This window comes from Micromonospora hortensis (genome assembly GCF_022230935.1).
GTDB classification, from domain to species: Bacteria; Actinomycetota; Actinomycetes; order Mycobacteriales; family Micromonosporaceae; genus Micromonospora; species Micromonospora hortensis.
Window position 1 is genome coordinate 42,422 of sequence record NZ_JAKKFE010000033.1, and the last position, 23,455, is coordinate 65,876.

Annotated in this window: 11 protein-coding genes; 5 read left to right on the forward strand and 6 right to left on the reverse strand. The window is 68.4% G+C overall.

The window, feature by feature from the left end; all coding sequences use genetic code 11:
* Positions 1 to 55 precede the first annotated feature (55 nt).
* Positions 56 to 964, forward strand: a complete 909-nt coding sequence (locus tag NIE111_RS22470) for an NAD(+)/NADH kinase (protein ID WP_274531545.1) — start codon at positions 56 to 58, stop codon at positions 962 to 964.
* Between the two features lie 147 nt (positions 965 to 1,111).
* Here NIE111_RS22470 and pgm read toward each other — a convergent pair whose 3' ends face one another.
* The gene (gene pgm, locus NIE111_RS22475) at positions 1,112 to 2,755 is read right to left on the reverse strand and encodes a phosphoglucomutase (alpha-D-glucose-1,6-bisphosphate-dependent) (RefSeq protein WP_238686258.1); all 1,644 of its coding nucleotides are present in this window, start codon (positions 2,753 to 2,755) and stop codon (positions 1,112 to 1,114) included.
* A 31-nt stretch (positions 2,756 to 2,786) separates the two neighbouring features.
* Positions 2,787 to 4,019 (reverse strand): glucose-1-phosphate adenylyltransferase, encoded by a 1,233-nt coding sequence (glgC, locus tag NIE111_RS22480; RefSeq protein ID WP_091401467.1) that lies wholly within the window; start codon positions 4,017 to 4,019, stop codon positions 2,787 to 2,789.
* 70 nt (positions 4,020 to 4,089) lie between these two features.
* Between glgC and glgA the strand changes: the two genes are divergently transcribed.
* Positions 4,090 to 5,307 carry a glycogen synthase gene (gene glgA / locus NIE111_RS22485; RefSeq protein ID WP_274531528.1) on the forward strand — a complete coding sequence of 406 codons (1,218 nt, stop codon included), beginning with the start codon at positions 4,090 to 4,092 and terminating at the stop codon, positions 5,305 to 5,307.
* Positions 5,308 to 5,319: 12 nt separating this feature from the next.
* Here the strand turns inward: glgA and NIE111_RS22490 are convergent, their stop codons facing one another.
* From NIE111_RS22490 to NIE111_RS22500, 3 genes are all read right to left on the reverse strand, one after another.
* The gene (locus NIE111_RS22490; RefSeq protein WP_238686259.1) at positions 5,320 to 6,264 is read right to left on the reverse strand and encodes an inositol-3-phosphate synthase; all 945 of its coding nucleotides are present in this window, start codon (positions 6,262 to 6,264) and stop codon (positions 5,320 to 5,322) included.
* Between the two features lie 384 nt (positions 6,265 to 6,648).
* Positions 6,649 to 7,104, reverse strand: a complete 456-nt coding sequence (locus NIE111_RS22495) for a type II toxin-antitoxin system VapC family toxin (RefSeq protein ID WP_238686260.1) — start codon at positions 7,102 to 7,104, stop codon at positions 6,649 to 6,651.
* Positions 7,094 to 7,351 (reverse strand): AbrB/MazE/SpoVT family DNA-binding domain-containing protein, encoded by a 258-nt coding sequence (locus NIE111_RS22500; protein ID WP_238686261.1) that lies wholly within the window; start codon positions 7,349 to 7,351, stop codon positions 7,094 to 7,096. Before NIE111_RS22500 ends, NIE111_RS22495 begins: the two co-directional genes overlap by 11 nt.
* 117 nt (positions 7,352 to 7,468) lie before the next feature.
* Between NIE111_RS22500 and NIE111_RS22505 the strand changes: the two genes are divergently transcribed.
* Positions 7,469 to 9,724 carry an alpha-1,4-glucan--maltose-1-phosphate maltosyltransferase gene (locus NIE111_RS22505; RefSeq protein WP_238686262.1) on the forward strand — a complete coding sequence of 752 codons (2,256 nt, stop codon included), beginning with the start codon at positions 7,469 to 7,471 and terminating at the stop codon, positions 9,722 to 9,724.
* The gene (gene glgB / locus NIE111_RS22510; RefSeq protein ID WP_238686263.1) at positions 9,712 to 11,826 is read left to right on the forward strand and encodes a 1,4-alpha-glucan branching protein GlgB; all 2,115 of its coding nucleotides are present in this window, start codon (positions 9,712 to 9,714) and stop codon (positions 11,824 to 11,826) included. The genes NIE111_RS22505 and glgB overlap by 13 nt, the downstream gene beginning before the upstream one ends.
* A 372-nt stretch (positions 11,827 to 12,198) precedes the next feature.
* On the opposite strand, the gene NIE111_RS22515 is transcribed toward glgB, so the two are convergent.
* A complete protein-coding gene (locus NIE111_RS22515) occupies positions 12,199 to 18,642 on the reverse strand; it encodes an RHS repeat-associated core domain-containing protein (protein ID WP_238686264.1) in 6,444 nt (2,147 codons plus the stop codon).
* 276 nt (positions 18,643 to 18,918) lie between these two features.
* Between NIE111_RS22515 and NIE111_RS22520 the strand changes: the two genes are divergently transcribed.
* A complete protein-coding gene (locus NIE111_RS22520; protein ID WP_238686265.1) occupies positions 18,919 to 23,373 on the forward strand; it encodes a LamG-like jellyroll fold domain-containing protein in 4,455 nt (1,484 codons plus the stop codon).
* The last annotated feature ends 82 nt before the right edge of the window (positions 23,374 to 23,455 follow it).

Consider the following 23,455-nt stretch of genomic DNA (forward strand, 5'->3'; position numbering starts at 1 on the left):
CGGTGTACGCCGGGTACGGTCGCCGCCGATGTGGTGAGCTGTACGGGTGTCGGGGCTGGGACTTGTGCTGCACCCCACCCGGGATGTCACCGAGGTGGTCGGGATCATCGAACGGTGGGCGACGCGTCACCACAAGACGCTGATGGTGCGCGAGGAGGACCAGCACCGCGTCTCGTCCTGCATCGTGCCGGTGCCGGCGGACGAGGTGGCGACCCGCTCCGACGCCCTGATCAGCATCGGCGGCGACGGCACCATGTTGGGTGCGCTGCGATCCGCCGTCCTCGACCCGAAGCCGGTGCTCGGCGTACACCTGGGTCGTGTGGGTTTTCTCGTGGAGATCGAGCCGCCGGAGCTGCCTGAGGCGCTGAGCCGGTTGCTGTCGAAGGAGTTCACCGTCGAGTCGCACGCCTGCCTCGCCTGCGACGTGTGTGGCGACGACGTGGTGGCGTTCAACGACATCGCGCTGGTGCGCCAGCCCGGCTCCGGCTTCGTCAACGTCACACTCGCCATCGACGGCCAGCAGTACGGCTACTACCGGTGCGACGCCGTGGTGGTCAGCACCCCGATCGGCTCCACGGCGTACAGCTACGCCGCCGGCGGCCCGCTGATCTCCCCCGCGGCGGACTCGATGGTGGTCACGCCGTCGGCGCCCATGGCCGGCATCTCCCGGTCGGTGGTGCTCTCACCGGACGAGAAGATCCGGCTGGAGCTGGAGCCCGACTCGTCCCCAGTGGTGGTGGAGATGGACGGGTTGGTGTTCCGCGACCCGGCCACCGAGGGAGCTGTGGAGATCAGCTACCGCCGCAACGCCGGCCTGGTGGTGCGCTTCGACCCGCTGCGCTACCAGGAACGCAACCAGTTGAAGATGACGCTGCTCGACCTGCCGTTCCTACCCGAGCAGCTCCGCGAACTGCTCCCCGAGGAGCTGCGCCGCGCCCAACGAGAAATACCCCCACCCTGCTGACCCCGCCCACCCTGCTGACCCCGTCCACCCCTCCCCGTCGTCCGGGTTGATCAAGAGGTTTGCGTCACGACACGCCGGGTGGAGTGACGCGAACCTCTTGATCAACGGCGATAAGCCGGCGGGGTGGGGTGCGGCGGGGTGGGCGGGTTAGGACTGGGTTAGGGCTTGGTCTACCAGGGCTTTGGCTTCTTCTTGGATCTGCTTGAGGTGGTCGGGGCCCTGGAAGGACTCGGCGTAGATCTTGTAGACGTCCTCGGTGCCGGAGGGCCTCGCGGCGAACCAGCCGGACTCGGTGCTGACCTTGAGGCCACCGATCGCCGCACCGTTGCCGGGGGCGGTGGTCAGCGTCGCGGTGATCGGCTCACCGGCGAGCTCGGTGGCGGTGACCTGCTCCGGGGAGAGCTTGCCGAGCACTGCCTTCTGCTCCCGGGTGGCCGGGGCGTCGATCCGGGCGTACGCGGGCGCGCCGAAACGCTCAGCCAACTCCGCCCAGTGCTCGCTCGGGCTGCGGCCGGTGGTGGCCTGGATCTCGGCGGCGAGCAGGCAGAGCAGCAGGCCGTCCTTGTCGGTGGTCCAGGTCGAGCCGTCGCGTCGCAGGAACGACGCCCCGGCGCTCTCCTCGCCGCCGAAGCCGACTGCGCCGTCCAGCAGGCCGGGCACGAACCACTTGAAGCCGACCGGCACCTCCAGCAGCGGCCGACCCAGGTCGGCGGCGACCCGGTCGATCATCGACGAGGAGACAAGGGTCTTGCCCACCGCGGCGTCCGGCCCCCACTCGGTGCGGGTGCGGAACAGGTGACGGATCGCCACCGCCAGGTAGTGGTTGGGGTTCATCAGCCCGGCGTCCGGTGTGACGATGCCGTGCCGGTCGGCGTCGGCGTCGTTGCCAGTGGAGATCTGGTAGTCGGCACGGGCGGCGATCAGCGACGCCATCGCGTTCGGCGAGGAGCAGTCCATCCGGATCTTGCCGTCGCCGTCCAGGGTCATGAACCGCCAGGTCGGGTCGACAGTCGGGTTGACCACTGTCAGATCCAGGCGGTGCCGCTCGGCGATCTCACCCCAGTACGCCACGCTCGCCCCGCCCAGCGGGTCCGCGCCGATACGGATCCCCGCGTCGCGGATGGCGTCGATGTCGATCGCGGTCGGCAGGTCGTCGACGTAGTTGGCGAGGAAGTCGTACTCCCCGGTGGTGTCGGCGGCCCGCGCCCGCGCGTAGGTGATCCGGCGGACCTCCTTGAGCCCCGCGGCGAGGATGGCGTTGGCCCGGTCCTGGATCCACCGGGTCACGTCGGTGTCGGCCGGCCCACCGTTTGTGGGGTTGTACTTGAAACCGCCGTCGTCGGGCGGGTTGTGCGACGGGGTGATGACGATGCCGTCGGCGAGCCCGCTGGTCCGCCCACGGTTGTGCGTGAGGATCGCGTGCGACAGCGCCGGGGTCGGGGTGTAACCGTCGCGGCTGTCCACCAGAACGGTGACCCCGTTGGCGGCGAGCACCTCCAGGGCGTCCACCGCAGCCGGCGCGGAGAGCGCGTGGGTGTCCCGGGCGAGGAAGAGCGGCCCGTCCAGCCCCTGCTCGCGCCGGTAGTCGCAGAGCGCCTGGGTGACCGCCAGGATGTGGTCGGAGTTGAACGCGTTGCGCAGGCTGGAGCCGCGGTGGCCGGAGGTGCCGAAGGAGACCTGCTGGGCCGGGTCCGCGGGATCCGGATGCTCGGCGTAGTAGGCGGTCACCAGGCGCGGCACGTCGACCAGGTCGGCGGGCTCGGCGGGCTGGCCGGCACGGGGGTGGGTCACTGCGGGATCCTCCTCAGGAAGTGCTGGTCGGTCACGGCACGACCTTCTGGCCCTTGCCGATCACCACGATGCCGTTGTCGGAAACGGTGTAGCGCTGCCTGTCCTTCTCCAGGTCGACGCCGATCTCGACGCCCTCCGGGACGAACACGTTCTTGTCCAGGATGGCCCGCCGGACCACGGCGTGCCGGCCGATCTCCACACCCTCCATCAGCACCGAGCCCTCGACGTGCGCCCAGGAGTGCACCCGCACCTTCGGGGAGACGATCGAGTTCTCCACCAACGAGCCGGAGATCACCACACCCGGGGAGACCATCGAGCCGACCGCCCGGCCGACCCGCTCACCCCACTGGTGCACGAACTTCGCCGGCGGCCACGGCGGCTGCTCGGTGTAGATCGGCCAGTCGAAGTTGTACATGTTGAAGACGGGGTGCACGTTGATCAGATCCATGTGCGCGTCGTAGAACGAGTCGAGCGTTCCCACGTCCCGCCAGTAGCCGCGATCACGGTCGGTGCTGCCCGGCACCTCGTTGTCGCGGAAGTCGTAGACGTTGGCCTCGCCGCGTTCGACGAGCATCGGGATGATGCTGCCGCCCATGTCGTGCTTGCTGGACTTGTCTTCCGCGTCGCGCTCGACCGCCTCGCAGAGCGCCCGGGTGGTGAAGACGTAGTTGCCCATCGAGGCGTAGATCTCGTCCGGCGCGTCGGGCAGACCGACCGCGTCGGTGGGCTTCTCGCGGAACGCGCGGATCCGCTTGCCGTCCTCGCCGACCTCGATGACGCCGAACTGGTCGGCCATCGACAGCGGCTGGCGGATGCCGGCCACTGTCACCGCCGCGCCGGAGGCGATGTGGTCCTCCACCATCTGCCGCGGGTCCATCCGGTAGATGTGGTCGGCGCCGAAGACGATCACGTAGTCGGGCTGCTCGTCGTTGATCAGGTTGAAGCTCTGGTAGATGGCGTCGGCCGAGCCGGCGAACCACCACGGACCACGACGCTGCTGCGCCGGCACCGGGGTGACGTAGTTGCCGAGCAGCGTGGACATCCGCCAGGTCTTGGTGATGTGTCGGTCGAGGGAGTGGGACTTGTACTGGGTCAGCACGACGATCTTGAGATAGCCGGCGTTGGCCAGGTTGGAGAGGACGAAGTCGACCATGCGGTACATCCCGCCGAACGGGACGGCCGGCTTGGCCCGATCCGTGGTGAGTGGCATCAGGCGCTTGCCCTCCCCACCCGCCAGGACGATCGCGAGCACCTTGGCAGCCATGCCCCGACGCTATCCACCCGCGTCCCACTTCACCACTCGTACGGGGAGTCTTCTGCACTAGGGTGCGCACATGACCGACTCCTCCCCGGCCACCGGATCCCTGCGCGTCGATCTGCTCACCCGCGAGTACCCACCGGAGGTCTACGGCGGCGCGGGCGTGCACGTCGAGTACCTGGCTCGGGAGCTGCGCAGCCTCGCCGACGTACGGGTGCACTGCTTCGGCCTGCCGCGCACCGAGCCGGGCGTCACCGCGTACGCCGAACCGCCGGGCCTGACCGGCGCGAACGCCGCGCTGCGCACGATGGGCGTGGATCTGGAGATGGCCGCCGGCGCGGCCGGCACCGATGTGGTGCACAGCCACACCTGGTACGCGAACCTGGCCGGCCACACCGCGAAGCTGCTGCACGGGGTGCCGCACGTGGTGACCGCGCACAGCCTGGAGCCGTTGCGGCCGTGGAAGGCCGAGCAGCTCGGCGGCGGTTACGCGCTCTCCTCCTGGATCGAGCGCACCGCCATGGAGGCCGCCGACGCGGTGATCGCGGTCAGCGGCGGAATGCGCAACGACGTGCTCACCGCGTACCCGCAGATCGACCCCGACCGGGTCCGGGTGGTCTACAACGGCATCGACACCATCCAGTACGCCCCGGACCAGGGCACCGACGTCCTCGACCGACTCGGTGTCGACCCGTCCCGCCCCAGCGTGGTCTACGTGGGCAGGATCACCCGGCAGAAGGGGCTGCCGTACCTTCTGCGGGCCGCCCGGGAGTTGCCGGCGGACACCCAGCTCGTCCTGCTCGCCGGCGCGCCGGACACCGCCGAGATCGCCGCCGAGGTGGAGGAGTTGGTCGCCGAGCTGCGGGCCAACCGTTCCGGCGTGGTCTGGGTGGCCGAGATGCTGCCCAAGCCCGAGGTGATCCAGGTGCTCACGCACGCCACCGTCTTCGTCTGCCCGTCGGTCTACGAGCCCATGGGCATCGTCAACCTGGAGGCGATGGCCTGCGAGACGGCAGTGGTGGCCACCGCGACCGGCGGCATCCCCGAGGTCGTGGCCGACGACGAGACCGGCCTGCTGGTGCCGATCGCGCAGGCCACCGACGGCTCCGGCACCCCACTGGACCCGGCCCGCTTCGTCGCCGACCTGGCGGCCGCGATCAACACGCTGCTCGCCGACCCGACGCGCACCGAGCGGTTCGGCCTGGCCGGCCGGCGGCGCGCGGTGCAGCACTTCTCCTGGGACGCCATCGCCCGACAGACACTGGAGGTCTACCGCTCCGTCGGCGCGGCCTGAGGCAGACGGACGTCAGATCGCCGTGCCCGGCGGCGACTTGAACAACGCTGTCGCCTCGGCGGCATGACCACCACGCCCGTTCCGTAACGCGCTGGCCGCGATGCGGATCAGGTCGATGTTGACACCGGCGGCGCCGCTCGGGTCGTGCACCTTCAGCTTCACGTCGAGGCTCACCGCTGTCTCACCCCAACCCTGCGCCTCAAGGTTGAGGTGAGCCACCTTCTGCGACGCCAGATGCGGCAGGTACCCGAGCGGGGCCACCTCGACGCTGTCCGCCTCCGAGAGAGCGTTGAGCTTGGACTGCTTCTTGGTGTTCGGGTTCTCGACCAGGTTGCGGAAGTCTTCGGTGCCGCCCAGATTGACCTGGTAGGAGCTGACCAGCGTGAGGCCCCGCTCCCTCAGGAGCCGCAGCAGCGCGTTGTGCAGCACCGAGGTGCCGAACTGGCTCGCCAGGTCGTCGCCGAGCAACGGCAGACCGGCAGCCTCGAAGCTGTCCAGCAGCTCTGGATCGCGGGCGACCGGGTCGGCTGTGGTGTTGATGAAGGCGACACCCGCCGTGCGGGCTGCCTCGGCGTACGCCCGGGCGGTCTCCGGCCGGCCACTCGGCGCCGAGTAGAGCAGCACCTCCGCCCCAGCCAGGACCGCTGCCACCCGTCGCACCTCGCTCGCGTCGACGAGGCCCTTCGTGACCGGCACACCCGCTCTGGGCAGGTCGCAGTCCAGCCGGGGGAAGTTGTTGGGCGCCAGGAAGATCGCCTCGGTCAGGTCCCGACCGATCTTCTCCTCGGAGGTGGCGAAGGCCGCCACGACGTCGATGTCCCCCACTCCGAGCCCGTCGATCATCGGCCTGCGGATTCCGACCAGGCTGCCGCTCTGGCGGTAGAGAGCAAGCCCCTGCACCAGTGCGGAGGTGTTGTTACCGACACCGACAACCGCGACCTTCACCCGTTCGATCATGGCCGGAGGCTACGTCACCCTCGGCTCGGTGGTGTGCCCCCAACACCGGAAGATGTCGTACACGAGCCGTCCGGCAAACACCCGTCCAACTGCGCCTCCTCCCGGCACGACGATGTCGGGTCACGGAGGCCGTGCGTGATATCGGTAGTGGATGACACCGCCTCCGAGACCGGAACCCGGGCCTGGGGTGTCCACCGCCATCAAGGTCACGCTCGAACCAAGATTTAGTGGCATCTCCGACGCGGCGACACCACTACAACCAGGATTCTGCGTGATCTTGCAGTTTTTCGGATCGTCGCGGCGGAGCGGGGCGGGGCGGGGCGGGTCGGAGAGAGGTGCTTGGCCGCGCGCAAGCGGACGACGGCCGGACGACGAGAACGGCGGTCAGTTGTCTGGCGTGGTCAGTGTCAGGGTCGGGAAGTACGTGCGGTATCGCGCGCCGTCTCGGGTCAGCAGGTTGTACCGGCACACGGCCGCGTGCGCGCCGATGTAGAAATCGGCAAGTGGCGAGCGCTTCACGCCGCCCAGCCTCCGATACCGCGCGTACGCCTTGCCGGCGAGGAAGCCCGCCAGGTAAGGCAGTTCCTCGCGAAGGAAGTCCCTCGCCGGCAACGCCTCGTCCAACTCCTCGATCCGGTCGAAACGGACCGACACCTCGGCGTACACGATGGGGTTGATCACCAGGTTGCCCGCGTCGCGGGCCTCGGCGAGGGCGCTACCGGACCAGTCGGCCCACTTGGGGTCATCGGTGAGGATGTCCAGCAGCACGTTGGTGTCGACCAGGGTCGTCACCGCGTCGGGCGGACGTGGTGGCACTGCCCGACGCCGGTCACTCGCCACGCAGCAGCTCCATCAGCTCCTCGGTGGACATGTGCTCGGTCTCCTTGGCGCTGCCCCGGCCCCGCATGTGACCGACGAGGCGCTGGCCCCGGGTTTCGGCACCGTGAACTCGAACGATGCGGAGGGCACCACCCTCCTCGACCACGTCAACCTCGTCGCCCTCATGCAGGTTGTATCGAGCCCGCAGCGCCGCCGGGATCGTCACCTGGCCCTTGCTGTTCAACCGCATGCTCTGAACCTCCGTCACGTAATACCAACGATACGTGACACTCCCCGACTCGCGGTCTGAGCGATGTCACTGCGGTTAGCAGCGGGTGGGGTGCTTGGCCGCGCGCGAACGGATCTCGCGCAGTAGGTTGGCGGGGTGACTGGACGGTTCCCGATCGAAGACGTCTCCCCCGTCGTCTCGTGCGGGCGATACCCGGCCAAGGCGGTGGTCGACGAGCCCATTCCGGTGTCGGCGCGCGCCTACCGGGAGGGGCACGACGCGCTGGGCTGCAACGTGGTGTGGGCTGGGCCGGACGGCGCGAGCCGGCCGTTCACCCGGATGCGCCCCGGCGAGCCCGGCCAGGACCGCTGGCACGCCACCATCGCACCGGACGCCGTCGGCTCGTGGACCTTCTCCGTCGAGGCGTTCCAGGACCCGTACCTGACCTGGCAGAACGCGGTGACCAAGAAGATCGCCGCCGGGCAGGGGCCGGAGGACCTGGCCAACGACCTGGCCGAGGGCGCGCGGGTGCTCGCCGCCGCCCGGGGCCTCGTGCCGACCGCCGACCGGCCCCGGGTCGCCGACGCGCTCACCGCGCTGGTCGACACCGACCTGCCGCTGGCGCAGCGGGTCGGCCCGGCGCTGGCGCTGGCCGACCTGCTCTGGGAGCACCCCGTCCGGGAGTTGGTCACCGCCGGTGACACGTACTCGATCTGGGTTGACCGCAAGCGCGCGCTCTACTCGGCCTGGTACGAGTTCTTCCCCCGCTCAGAGGGAGCGGCGGGCGGCCGATCCGGCACCTTCGCGACCTCCACCGAGCGGCTGCCAGGGGTGGCCGCGATGGGCTTCGACGTGCTCTACCTGCCGCCGATCCACCCGATCGGCCGGGTCAACCGCAAGGGCCCCAACAACGCGCTCACCGCCGGGCCGACCGACGTGGGCTCACCGTGGGCGATCGGCGCCGCCGAGGGCGGCCACGACACGATCCACCCCGATCTGGGTACGCCGGCGGACTTCCGGGCCTTCATCCAGGCGGCGGCGGCACAGGGCCTGGAAGTGGCGATGGACCTGGCGTTGCAGTGCGCGCCGGACCACCCCTGGGTCACCGAGCACCCGGAGTGGTTCACCACCCGGGCCGACGGCAGCATCGCGTACGCGGAGAACCCGCCGAAGAAGTACCAGGACATCTACCCGGTCAACTTCGACAACGACCCGGAGGGCATCCGGGCCGAGGTGCTGCGGGTGGTGCTGCACTGGGTCGGCGAGGGCATCCGGATCTTCCGGGTGGACAACCCGCACACCAAGCCGTTCGACTTCTGGCACTGGCTGATCGCCGAGGTGAAGGCCGTCGACCCGGACGTGCTGTTCCTGGCCGAGGCGTTCACCCGGCCGGCCATCATGCACGGCCTCGGCAAGATCGGTTTCACGCAGTCGTACACCTATTTCACCTGGCGCACGACGGCGGCCGAGATGCGGGCGTACTGCGAGGAGCTGATCGAGGCGGCCGACTACATGCGGCCGAACTTCTGGCCGAACACCCCTGACATCCTGCACGAGTCGTTGCAGCACGGCGGCCCGCCGATGTTCAAGATCCGGGCGGTGCTGGCCGCGCTGCTCTCCCCCTCCTGGGGCCTGTACGCGGGCTACGAGCTGTTCGAGCACGTGGCTCGACCGGGCGCGGAGGAATACCTGGACAACGAGAAGTACCAGCTGCGGCCGAGGGACTGGGCCGGCGCCGAGGCGCAGGGCCGCTCGCTGGCACCGTTCCTGGCCACCCTCAACCGGGTACGCCGAGACAACCCGGCCCTGCACCAGCTCCGCAACCTGGTCTTCCACGAGATCGACAATCCGGCGTTGCTCTGCTGGTCGAAGCACGATCCGGAGACCGGCAACACGGTCCTCGTGATCTGCTCGTTCGACTCGCGCGAGGTGCAGTGGGGCAACACCACCCTCGACATGCCGGCGCTGGGCTTCGACTGGCACGAACGGTTCACCGTTTACGACGAGCTGACCGGCACCAGCTACGACTGGGGTCAGCGCAACGCGGTACGGCTCGACCCGTACCTGCAACCCGCCCACGTGTTGACGGTGCGTCGCCCGGCCCCGCCGACCGAGCCGCAGCCGGCGGGCATCGAGCCGGCCGACCTCACCGTCGCCGACGTGCCGGACGACCTGTCCGGTGGCACCGCACCGACAGCCCCCGTCCCGACACCTCCTGCGCCGACACCTCCTGCGCCGGCGCCTCCTGCGCCGACAGCTCCTGCTCCGGCGCCTCCTGCGTCGACAGCTCCCGTTCCGACTCCGCCCCGCCGGTCGGGCCCGGTTCCGACCCCACCGCGGCGAGCGGCCACCCGCCCGTCCGCCCCCGTACCGACCGACGCCGCTCCGAAGGACGCCCGATGGACCAGCTGATCTCCGGCGCGACGCACGACCCGCACGCGCTGCTCGGCGCGCACCCCGCCGACGGCTCGACGACGATCCGCACGATGCGCCGTGGTGCTGGCGACGTCGCGCTGCTCGTCGGCGACGAGCGGCACCCGATGAAGCGGGTGCACGACGTGGGCGTCTTCGAGGCGCAGGTCGACGGCACAGTGCTCGACTACCGGGTGGAGGTCGACGGCACCGCCCACGACGACCCGTACCGCTACCCGCCAACCCTCGGTGAGCTGGACCTGCACCTGATCCGCGAGGGCCGGCACGAGCGGCTGTGGGAGGCGCTCGGCGCCCGGGTCTTCGACGAGGGCGTGGCGTTCAGCGTCTGGGCGCCCAACGCCCGCGGGGTTCGGGTGATCGGCGACTTCACCGGCTGGGGCCCCGACGACGGCTGGCCGATGCGGTCGCTCGGCTCCAGCGGGGTGTGGGAGCTGTTCGTCCCCAACGCCCGGGCCGGGGCCCGCTACAAGTACCGGGTGCTGGGCGCCGACGGGCAGTGGCGGGACAAGGCCGACCCCCTCGCGGCGTACGCCGAGGTGCCCCCGGCCACCGCCTCGGTGGTGCACCACTCGACGTACCGGTGGGACGACGCGGACTGGCTGGCCCGGCGTGCCGAACGACAGCCGCACCAGGAACCGATGAGCGTCTACGAGGTGCACCTCGGCTCGTGGCGGCCCGGCCTGGGCTACCGCGAACTGGCCGAACAACTCACCGCCTACGTCACCGAACTGGGCTTCACGCACGTGGAGTTCCTGCCGGTGATGGAGCACCCGTTCGGCGGCTCCTGGGGCTACCAGGTGACCGGCTACTACGCGCCGACCTCCCGGTTCGGCGACCCGGACGAGTTCCGCCACCTCGTCGACCGGCTGCACGCCGCCGGCATCGGCGTACTCCTGGACTGGGTGCCCGCGCACTTCCCGAAGGACGAGTGGGCCCTCGCGCGCTTCGACGGCACACCGCTCTACGAGCACCCCGACCCGCGGCGCGGCGAGCACCCCGACTGGGGCACCTACGTCTTCGACTTCGGCCGCAACGAGGTCCGCAACTTCCTGGTCGCCAACGCGCTCTACTGGTGCGACCAGTTCCACGTCGACGGGCTGCGGGTCGACGCGGTCGCTTCGATGCTCTACCTGGACTACTCCCGCAACCACGGCGAGTGGGCCCCGAACAAGTACGGCGGCCGGGAGAACCTGGAGGCCATCGCGCTCATGCAGGAGGTGAACGCGACCGTCTACAAGCACCACGCCGGCGTCGTCATGATCGCCGAGGAGTCGACGGCCTGGCCGGGGGTCACCCGCCCCACCGCCGACGGCGGGCTGGGCTTCGGGTTCAAGTGGAACATGGGCTGGATGCACGACACCCTGCTCTACACCTCGAAGGACCCGATCTACCGCCAGCACCACCACCACCAGCTCACCTTCTCCCTGGCGTACGCCTGGAGCGAGAACTACGTGCTGCCCATCAGCCACGACGAGGTCGTCCACGGCAAGGGCTCACTGGCCGGCAAGATGCCCGGCGACACCTGGCAGCGGCTGGCGAACGTACGGGCGCTGCTGGCGTACATGTGGGCGCACCCCGGCAAGCAACTGCTCTTCATGGGCTCCGAACTGGCCGACGACCGGGAGTGGAGCGAGGAACGCGGCCTCGACTGGTACCTGCTGCACGACCCGGCCCGCGCCGGCGTGCAACGACTCGTCGGTGACCTCAACCGGGTCTACCGGGACACTCCGGCGCTCTGGGCACAGGACACCGAGCCGGCCGGGTTCCGCTGGATCGCCGGCGACGACGTCGCCAACAACACCGTGTCGTTCGTCCGGATCGCCCCGGACGGCTCGACGCTGGTGTGCGTGGCGAACTTCTCCGCCCAGCCACTGCACGACTACCGGGTCGGATTGCCCGCCGGCGGGACGTGGCAGGAGGTGCTCAACACCGACGCGCACCACTACGGCGGTTCCGGGGTGGGCAACATGGGTGCGGTGCACGCCGAGGACGTGCCGTGGCACGGGATGGTCGCCTCGGCCGCCCTTCAGGTGCCACCCCTGGGCGTCGTCTGGCTGCGGTCCGCGACCACACCGGCATAAGTAAGTGTCCAGGCGCCGATAAAGCGCGAAAACTAGGACAAGGCTGACGAAAGCTTCGGGTGCGGCGTAATCGCCGCACCCGAAGCTTTTTCTAACCTAATCCGCACCCCTAACGCTGGATATCAAAGATTGAACCGCAGCTACCAGGCCAGCCAGGAGCAGGAAGGCCAAGATGAGAATCGAGTAACGCGGGTATCTCTTGATCTGTGCCAGGGGATCCCAACGGGAGGGCGATGAAACCCCCTCACGCCGCATGGAGCGCCTTGCAACCCAGATCAGAAAAGCACTGGACAGTACGACAAATACGCTGCATACCAGGTCCTGAGCGGAGTTGCCAGAGTTCACGATTAGACACTCTCGAGGTAGAAGGAATTACCAGCCAATAATTTTCTTACTCCAGGCGGTTCCGCCGCTAAAGTATCCGATGCCTCCACCGAATCCGATGCCACCGCCATGCCAGTAACTGCGATGCCCTTCCACGGAACCATTGCGCTCACCCCCCACATAACATGGGCCAGCATAGTAGACGACACAAGCCCCATACGAAGTGGGTTTTACGGGCACGCCGAGGAAGTTGGCATCATCGGTTTGTTGCTCTTCCGGTGGAGCGGTTGTGATTCCGATTGCCCCGCCCACCTTGCAGCAACCATGGCCGCCGAGGTTCAGATAGGCCCCCGTACTGTTCACCTGGACTTGGGCGCAAAGAACTAGGCAGTATCCTGCCTCACCGTAAAGACCGTCGAGTGCCCGGTCTTCAACGCGCTGAAGCCGGCGCCCGGCCTCCATCAACGCGCAGTCCAGGCACCAGTTGCCCGCTTGCCAACCCGTACACCGATTGAAGACACACACCTGAGAGGACGTAGCGCTTGGATCCACGCCAGGACCGGACCGGGTGGTTGGCTTCGTCGGCGGCGGTGTCCTCCTCGCGGGCGGTACGTACTTCGCCTTCGTCGATGACCTGTGGTGCTTTTTGCCCCAGCTCACGTTCTTCTTCGTGCCGCAGCCGCCGGGGCAGCCACCGGCGCCGCGTCCGTCGCCCTTCTTAAGCGGCCGCGGATCGTAGCCGTAGCAGTCGAAGTGCCGGCAGTCCTCGGGGATGAGTCCCGTCGGGTCGCTCAACGTGACCGGTGTGTTGTTGGCGTACGAGTAGCCGTTCCACTGCTGGGGCTGCTGAGCGTCCTGCAGCGGGTCCACCGAAACGAACTTGCCGATGGTCGGGTCGTAGGAGCGTGCGCCGACGATGGTAAGACCGGTGGGGCTCATCGGCTTGTTGAGGAAGCCGTGGTTGTCGGGCCCTGTGATAGCGGCGCCGCGTTGTCCGCCGTAGGGGGTGTACTGCCGCCACGTCGGGTTCTGGGCGGTGCTGTCGAGATAGAGGGTCGGCGTTCCCTGGTGGTCGGCGATGGCGAAGGTGTAAGCGGTGCTGCCGGTGCGGATGCAGGTGCCGCCGCCGGGAAGGGCGTAGTAGCGGCTGCCGGTGACAACGCTGCTGGCGGTGTTGAGGGTGAGTTGCTGTCCGGGCAGGTAGAGCGTGTTCTTGCCGGGTTCCTTCTGCAACAGAAGGTTGCCGTCGGCGTCGTAGATGAAGGAGTTGTTGCCGCTGGTGCCTCCGGTGACCGTGCCGAGCTTGCCGGCGTCGTCCCAGGTGAGGGTTTGGTTCCCCTGGGCGGCGTTGCGGCCGGTGGTGTTACCGGCGTTGTCGTAGGTGTACGACGTGGTGCCGGTAGACCCACCGGTCTTGGTGGTGGAGGTCAGGGTGTGCGGCTTGTTCTGACCGTTGCCGTTGTAGGCGTAGGTGGTGGTCGTGTCGGTGCCGCCGGTCAGGTTGTGCTCGACCTGCTTGGTGCGGTTGCCGATGAGGTCGATCTGCCAGCTGGTCCAGTAGGCGCTACCGGCGCCGATGGTGTTGCCGACCATTGACTTGTTGGTGTCGGTGGGTGTGGTGGCGCAGGCGTCGGTGCCGGTCCACGCTTCGGTGAGCCTGGCCAGGCCGTCGTAGCCGTAGCACTGCGTCTCCGCCGGGGTGGTGGCGCCCAACCGCTTGCTGATCTTGCGGGTGATGTTCCCGACCAGGTCGTACCTGTACTCCTGCTCATCCACAGTCGTCGGGGTCGTCGTGGAGCGGGTGACGAGTTGGTTGGTCAACCGGGCGGTGTGCGGGTCGTACGTGTTGGTGACGAAGGCATGGCTGCTCGCCGAGCCGATCTTCTGCTGGTCGACCCGGCTGTAGGCGTCGTAGCTGACGCTCTGGCTGTATCCGGCGAGACCGGCGAGCGTGGTGGGCAGGTCCAGCACACCGGTGTAGCCGTGCAGAACGGTCTCCGAGGGCAGGCCGCCCTTGGACGGGTAGGTGTCCGTCAGGGGCAGACCCAGCACTGAGGAGTAGGTGTGCCCGAACACGTACGACCCACCGAGCGCGCCCTCGGTGTCCGGGACGGTGACCGTCGTGCCGAGAGAGCTGCCGAAGACGTTGAACGCCTTCTGCTGGGTGACGTACGCCTGCCCATCACGGTAGGCGGTCGTGGTGGTCAGCTTCCCTAGCGCGTTGGTGACCCCCGCGACGCTGTTGCTGTTGTCGTACACCCAGGTCGCCCGCCGGTTCGCCGTCGACTGGTTCGCCACCGTCGCCGCGAACTCGCCGATCTTGCGGTCGAGGGAGTCGTAGGTGAACGACAGGGTCTTACCGCGCCCGTCGGTGGACTGCTCGAGGTTGCCGTTGGCGTCGTAGCTCATGCTGCTGGTGCCGGCATCCGGGTCGACCCTGCTCACGACCTGGCCGAGCAGGTTGTAGGTCGAGGTCCACACGTTGTTGCTGGCATCGGTGAGCGTCGACTGGTTGCCGTGCTCGTCGTAGCCGTACTTGCTGACCGTCGCGGTACCACCGGTGACGGTGAACATCCCGGTGAACGTGTCCGCCGGCGTCGTCACCGTCGGACGAGCGCTGTACTCGTGCAGTTCCTTCTTGCGACCGATGGGGTCGGTGAGGGTGGCGGAGACGACCCCGCCGGTAGGCGGAACAACGGTCGTGCGGTCACCGGCGTACACGGTGGTCGTCGTCGAGACGGTCACGCCGTTCTTCGCGTTGGTGACGACGACCGCCCTGCCCAGGCCGTCGTAGGTGGTGAGGGTCTGGTTCGGCACCTGCTTGCCCAGGTTCGCAGCCGATACCGGAGTGCTGACGGTCGGCAACGACCCGTCATCCCACCAGCCGTTGTACGACGCGCGAGTCCCACCACGGGTGTCGTAGAACGTGTCCGTGATCATGCGGCCACCCGCCGGGGTGATCGACTGGGTCTGCCGCGTGCGCAGCAACGCGTCGTAGATCGCAACGGACGTCTGATAGCCGTTGGAGTTGTTCAGCGTCTGCGTGGTGGTAGCCGACACGCCCGTCTTCGACACGGTGTAGGCGAACTTGTGGTTCGCCGCGACGCTGGTGGCGCGCGAGTTCAACCACACCGACGTGGCGCGGCCGAGCGCGTCGTAGTGCTGGGTGGTGACGATGCCGTTGGCGTCGGTGCTGACCAGCGGGATGCCGCGCTTCGTGTCGAGCGTGACGGACCCACCGTGTCCCGCGGCGTTGGTGCTGGAGGTCGCGGTGACCAGTTTGACGGCGTTCATGGTGTAGCCGCTGGTGGTCTTGTTGCCCTTGGCGTCGTACGAGTCGGTGACCCGGCCGTAGCTGTCGTAGGTCGACCGTCCGGTGGTCTGCCAGGCGTACGCCCCGCCGGTGTAGTCCTTGGCGACCTGGGTCATCGTGACGTTGCCCTTGGACGGGGCCGCCGCCTGCGGGAACGTGGTGGAGAAGTCCGTCACGTCGTAGAAGCTGCGTTCGGCCTTCACCACCTGGGCGGGTCGGTTGACGCTGCCCGGGGCGGTGAGGGTGTTGACGCTGCCGGGCACCGAGGCGGGGCTGCCCTGGGTGAACCCGCCGCAGGCCACGGAGACGGTTTCGGTCTGGCTGACCAGCCCGGCGAGGTTCTTGGTGGTGTTGGCCGGGGCGTAGGTGTAGGTGGTGCACTGGTTGTACGCCGCGTCGACCGGCACCGTGTAGGTGTAGGTGTTCTTCAGTTCACCGAAGGTGGCGCTGGCGGTGTTCGCGTCGTAGCTGCTGTCCGTTCCGGTGTTGCGCCACGTCACCGATCCGCTGCTCGTGACGGCCTGACGGGTGTAGGTCTTGATGGGGGCGACCCACTGCGCCGTCAACGCCGGCAAGCCGGTGCGGGAACGCGTCGCGGTCGCCCCGGACACCCAGTACGAGGTGATGGTGGAGGAGTCGACGCGGCCGTTCTCGCCGAGGTACTGGGTGGTTTCCAGTTCCTTGCCGGCGAGTTCGTCGATGTCCTCGTGCAGGCCACCGGCGGAGTCGGTCAGGTTGACCACTGTCGTGTTGTTGTTCTTCGACATGCCGCGGTAGTAGGCGGTTTCGGCTTGGGTACGGCGGTCGTTGACGCCGTCGCCGGTGAAGGTTTGCACCTTCGCGTAGCCGCGGAACTGCCCGTAGCTGCGGTACTTGGTCTTGACGACCTCGTTCTCGTCGAAGTGCCAGGCCGCCCCGCCGAGGTACTTGTAGCTGGTCGACAGGGCAGCGGCGCCGCCGGTCGGGTCGGTGGAGGTGACCCGGGTGACGGCGTACTTGTTGAACCAGTCCTTGAACGGGTCCGTGTACCCGTCCGGGGTCCAGTACACCGGGTAGCAGGACTTCGTGTTCGCCGCCGGGTCGGTGGTGACCGGGGCGGTGCACGGCACCGGCAACTCGTAGCTGGGACTGATCACCGATCCGGTTTCGGTGGTGATCGTCGCGATGCGCTGCCGGTAGAACGACGGCAACCCACCGGCGGTGTCGACCCGGTTGGGCAACTTGATGCCGGTGAACGACACCGACGGCAACGTGATCGCCGCCGTCGACCCACCCGCGCTGGTGTCATGACCGGTACGGACGACCCCGGTCAGCCACAACGTCGGCGACGTGCCGTCACCGGTGGCCGGCATGCTGTGTGACAGGGCGTACGAGTCGACCTTCTCGTAGGTCGAGGTCGCCGTGTTGTACTGCCTCGCCTCGATCGACGTCAACCGGACGGTGGAGAAGAACGACGGGCTCCAGTCGTCACAGTCGGCCCCCGAGGCGCAGATCAAGTCGAACGGCACGTCCGGCCAGTTCGCCTTGTTCGCCGCATTCAACGGCTGACACGTCCCCGACAGGCACCGGTCACCGGTGTTGAAGACGATCTGGTTCGCCACCGTGCCGTACGCGCCACCGTCGGTGAACCCGTAGTCGATGCGCGCCAGGTTGCTGTCGCGGATGTAGGACACATCCGTCGCGCCCTTGTTACGGCCGTAGAAGTTGGTGGCCTGGTTGTAGTAGTACGCCATCGCGTTGCCGTTGGTGTCAGTGACGTAGTCAAGGTTCCACCGGTACGCCATCGTGCACACCGACGACGAGAACCCCGCCGAGTTGTAGCACGGGTCGCCCGAGTGCGGTGAATACACCGGCGAGTGGTCCACCGACTTCGTCTCCGCCTTACCTGAGGCCCACCCCGGCAACCGGTTACGACCGAACTCGTAACTGGTGCCGTCGCGCAGAGTCACCCGCCAGTAGTCGGTGTTGTACGTCCCCGAACCGTTGTTCGCGTTCTCGACGTGCGTGACGACCTCACCGTTGTCCGACTCCGGCTTCCACACCTTCTTCGCGGCATCCCACACCAACGCCGTCGAGGAACCATTCAACGACAACGTCAACAACGGGCCGTCGTAACAGCGGTCCGGGGTCTTCACCGGCGACGCGCTGCCACCCGGCTCGTCCATGCAGGACGCGAACGTCTGCTCCACGTACGAGCGCGGCGTGGACCAACCGTCACCCACCCACGACGCCTGCGCGTTCGTCGACGCGGTCTGCCCATCCACGCTGCCCGAGTCATACGACAACGCCACCGTCGGCACCAGATCCGACGCCGCCGGCGGCACCGTCACCGGATACGAATACGTGAACGAACCCGTACTCCCACCACCGGTCCACGATCCCGACGGCTTCAAGTCCGTGGCCGCGTACGTGCCACCCTTGCCGCCCTCCTCAGCAGCCGCGGCAACCGCCGCCAGCACGGTCACGCCGCCGGCCGCCCGAGCGCCCGCATCCGCCGCCAGCGGCACCTCGGCAGACACCGACCTCGCCCCGGCGTCGTTCGTCGAGGCCAACGGCTGACCCGTCCGACACTCGCTGCGCGTCGGCGTCGTCAGCGCACACGCCGGCAACCGGACCAACCGCAACCGCGACCCGTAGTTACCGCCGAACGCCTCGGCGAACCCCGCGTAGTCCACACCAACCCGTACCGAGCCGGAGCCAGCGTCCGGAGACACCGACAGCAGCACGCCATCCACCCCAGCGGCCTCGGCGGCCTTGCGGTCGGCCACCTTCACGTCCAGGCGCCGCGCACCGACCGACTCACCGGCCTTCGCCGCCACCGACTCGGCCCACACCGGTGTACCGGCGGCACGTACCCGCGCCGGCGACGCGGCCCGCGCACCGGCGGGAACCGCCTCCAGTTCCACCCGCGCCGAGGCGGCCTTCGGCCACGCCGTCCGCGTCGGCGTGAACGTCGACTTGGCGTCGTCCGGCGGCGTCACGAACTTGGTCGGCAGCGGCTTCACACCCTTGACCGACTGTCCCGGCGACGTCGCCGGCGCCTTCGCCAGCTCCGGTTCCTTCGGCTTCGCCAGGGCGGGCGCGCCCGACAGGAGACTGGCGGCGAGCGACGCGGCCGCGACAACCGCGACCAGACGTCTGGGACGTGTGAGCAGGCGTAATCCCCCGTGGACGGCCATGCGTACCTCAGCTCTACGAGACGGGATGGGGGCCACGCAGAGTGATCGATCACGCACCCCCGTGGCGCGAACAATGTTTCATGTTTGATCACCCAAGAAGGTCACGGAGTCATAACGATGATTGGCTTCCGATGCCATCAAAACCGTCTCACTGAGTGCTAAAAGGACAGCATTTAGTGACCGGAGACGTTCCCCGTAGGCCGGCGTGACTGCTTCACTGTGGCCGCTCGGTCGGACGCGCCCTCGCGTTCACGTCACTAACGGGGAGAACTACATATGATCAAGAGACGACTGCGCCTACGCGCCGTCGCGTCGGTTGCGGTGGCCGCTGTCGCCATCGCCGCGGCCGCAGTGCCCCTCACCCTGCCAGCCGCCGCTGCTGCTCCGGCGAAGCCGAAATCCGCCGCTGAACCGGCCGGACCGCTCGGGGTGGACGCGGCGCTGGCCCACGCCAAGCGGACCGGCAAGCAGGTCGAGGCGACCGCCGCCGGCACCTCGACGGAGACCCTGACCGCCCGCCCAGACGGACGGCTCCTGCTCAGCCAGAGCGCCATGCCGGCCCGCAAGCGTGTCGGGGACACCTGGAAGGCGCTGGACCCCACCCTGGTCCGACGGGCCGACGGTGCCATCACGGCGACCACCACCACGCATGACATCACGCTCTCCAGTGGTGGCACCGGACCGATGGCACACCTGGTCAGCGGGGACCGCTCGCTCACCCTGACGGCGCCCGTGGCCCTGCCCGTGCCCACGCTTGCCGGGCCGACGGCCACCTACGCCAACGTACTGCCCGGTGTGGACCTGACCGCGACCGTCAACGCCCAGGGCGGCTTCTCGCACGTCTTCGTGGTCAAGGACGCGAAGGCCGCAGCGAACCCGAAGCTGGCGACGCTCGAGCTGGCCACCGCCACCAAGGGCTTCACCCTCGGTGCCGACTCGGCAGGAAACATCAGCGGGCAGAACCGGGCTGGCGACGCGGTCATCACCGCACCGGCGCCGCTCATGTGGGACTCCTCGGCGTCGGGCACCAACGGACCGACCGCCCGCAGCGGCGCCGCGTCGACGAGCGCTGCTCCCGGCCGGGTGGCGCGCACCGCCGCCATCGGGGTCTCCATCGCCCCCGGCAAGCTTGGTCTCAAGCCCGACCGCAAGCTGCTCACCGACGCCGCGACCGTCTACCCGGTCTACATCGACCCCAGCTTCAACTGGAGCGCCACCGGCCCGCGGATGTCCGGCTGGGCCAGCATCTCCTACCAGCACCAGTCCACCAACTACTGGAACAACACCCCCGACCCGATCGGTCGGATGCAGGTGGGTAACTCCGGTGAGCAGCGCTCGAACACGCTGATCAACTTCCCGGTGCCCTACAGCGCCCTGAAGGGTGCCGAAATCAGCTCGGCCATCTTCAAGATCACCAACACCCGCTCGTGGTCCTGCACGGCCAAGCGGGTGAACGTCTACGCCCCGAACACGGTGCTCACCAAGTCCAACGCCACCTGGAACTACTGGGAGACGCAGAGCAACACCCGGCTCGCGGCGTCGGCGAGTTTCGCCCACGGCTACAGCGGCTGCGCCGCGGCCGGCGTTGCCTTCGACATCACCAGCCAGATCACTACCGACCTGGCGAGCAACCGGACAGCCGCCCGGACCCTGCGGCTGGTCGGCGACAACGAGGGCAGTGACGCACAGAGCTGGAAGGAGTTCCTCCAGACCAGCCCCACGCTGGAGATCCTCTACAACCACAAGCCGAACAAGCCGGCCGGTATGACCACCTCGCCGCGGACCGCCTGCGCCGGTGGGTCGACCGTCGGCGACAACCCGGTCTACCTCTACGCTCCGGTGTCCGACCCCAACGGCGGCACTCTCGGGGTGAGCTTCAAGCTCTGGAAGACCGCCGACGCCTCGCAGACCGCCCTGGCGTCGTCCAACCCGAACCTGCTCACCTACTCCTCCGGCAGCACCGGCGTGCTGATCGTGCCGTCCGCCACGCTGCGCGCCGCCGCCGGTGGCACGATCACCAACTTCTCCTGGAAGGTCCAGGCGACCGACTTCCGGAGCGCCAGCGACTGGTCGGCGACCTGTAACTTCACCTTCGACCCCACCCGGACCGGCGCGCCAGAGATCAGCCAGCCGCAGGGCGAGTCGAAGATCGGCCAAGAGGTCAGCTTCGCCATCACGCCGCCCAGCACCGGCACCCAGCCGACCAGCTACAGCTACCAGCTCAACGGCCTGCCCCCGGTCACCGTCTCCGCCGCGGCCGGCGCTGCCACCGTCCTCACGACGCCGACCCGGTTCACCAACACGCTCGCGGTGACCAGCCTCTCGGCCGGTGGCAACTTCGGCGAGACCGCCACCATCACCTTCAACGCGGACCCCGCCGCCACGACTGCCGACGCGGACCTCACCGGTGACGGTGTCGCCGACCTGTTGACCGTCGGCGCCCGCAACGGGCTGCCCTCCGGCCTCTGGCTCGGCACCGGCATGAACAGCGGCGCGGTGCGCACCACTGTGAACGACATTGGGGCGCGGGGCAACGGGGTCACCGGCAACGAGGACCCGTCCGACTTCAACGGAGGCCAGGTGCTCTCCGGTCACTTCTTCGGGTCCGGCCTGCAGGACGTTCTCGTCTACTACACGGCGGGCACCAACGCCGGCAACGGAACCATCCTGCGGGGCAGTGGCGACGGCTCGGTCATCCAGCCGTACAACAACCAAGTCAGCGTCCTCGGTGACCTGCTGCTCGACGGCAACGGCAACGCGCCGCTGCAGCTGGCCAACGCCGGCGACTCCCGTGCCACCGGATCCACCCTGCCGGACCTGATCGGCACCAGCGGCGACGCCGCCAACGGTTACTACCTCAACTACTACCCGGTGTCCTCCGCGCCCGGCCTCTACTACTACAGCGCCAGCACCCAGACGCCGACGCCGACGGGCGGGGTGGACTGGAACAACTGGACCATCTCCACCGCCCAGGTCAACGGCAGCACCTCGATGTTCCTGTGGAACAGCGGCACCGGGGCCCTGCACCTCTGGACGAACCTGGCCTACAACCAGGACACCGAGCAGCTCACCTACACGCCGTACACGCTCTCGACCAACTGGAACCGCAGCGCCGCACTGAGCCTGCGGGCCGCCGACGTCAACTCCGACGACACCCCCGACCTGTGGACCATCGGCGCCAACGGCCTGACCACGGCGTACCTGGTGACCGGCCTCGGCGGCACGCCCGCCATCGCCACCCAGCAGGCGCAGGGCCTGGTCACCGCCAAGCACACCTGGGCGCTCAACGACGGCGCGGCCGGAGCGACAGCGGCGACCGCGGCCGACACCTCCGGCGGCAGCACCCTCACCGGCACCGGCAACGCGTACTGGCACGAGGGTGACCTCTTCAGCCCGGACCTGCGGCTCAACACCGATGCCACCGGCACGGGCGTGGACGCCAACGGCACCGGCAGCCTGGTCAGCGCCAACAGTCCGGTACTGATCGACACCACCAAGTCGTTCAGCGTCGCCGCCTGGGTGAAGCCCACCACCGCCGGCAAGATCATCCTCTCCGAGGAGGGAACGCGCTCCGCTCGGTTCATCCTCTGGCAGGAGCAGAGCGACAACACCTGGCGCTTCGGGATGGCCCGATCCGACAGCGACGCCTGGTCGTACGACCAGGCCATCAGCGCACCGAACGCGCAGCTCGGGGTGTGGACGCACCTGGTGGCCACCTACAACGCCACCACGAGCACGATGGCTCTCTACGTCAACAACAACCTCGCCGGCACGGCACAGCACGCCGCCGCCGCCGTGTCCTGGCCGAGCACCGGCCGGTTCGTCATCGGCCACTACCGCTACAGGGGCGCACCGAGTTCGTACTACTCGGGGCAGGTCAGCAACGTGCAGCACTGGGACCGCGCGTTGAACCCGGCCGAGGCCACCGCACCGGGCAACTACGCCCAGACGCTCCTCGCACCCAACGTCCGCGACGTCACCGGTGACGGCCGGAGCGACATGTTGATCAGGCAGAGCAACGGCGACGTGCTGCTGCGCCGCGGAACGAACCTGGACAACACGCTCACGTTCGATGCCGGCGTGGTGGTCTGCGGCAAGTGCGGAGGCTACGACTCGTTCAACATCGCCGATGCCAACAACGACGGCAAGCTGGACCTCTTCATGCGCCAGATCAGCACCGGCGACATGTACGTCTACCCGAACACGGTCGCCAACGGCGACCCGGTCTGGGCCACCCGCCAGCTGGTCTGTGGCAAGTGCGTCAACTTCGGCACGTCCGACCTGGCCGATGTGAATCGCGACGGCAAGACCGACCTGTTCATTCGGGAGAACAGCACCGGGGACATGTACGCGTACCTGGGCAACGGCCCGACCGGCGGCGCAATCACCTGGAGCAACCGGATTCTGCTCTGCGGCTCCTGTGGTGGATACGACAACGTGCACATCGAGGACGCCAACAACGACGGCAAGCCGGACCTGTTCATGCGCAACTCCGGCACCGGCGACATGTGGGTCTACCCCAACACGGCCGCCAGCGGGGCCCCGGTGTGGGGCCCCCGTGTCCTGGTCTGCGGCTTGTGCCGGGACTTCGACATGAGCAGCCTCGGCGATGTCAACAACGACGGGAAGATGGACCTGATGGTCCGTCGCAGGAGCAACGGCACCCTGAACCTCTACACGGGCAACGGCGCCCCCGGCACCGTCACCTGGGGCTCACGGTCGTTCATGTAGTCCGAAGGGCCGAAACCCCCGGGCACCGCGAAAGCGGTGTCCGGGGGTTTCGCATGTGCGGGCCGAGCTCCCGGCCTCGGGG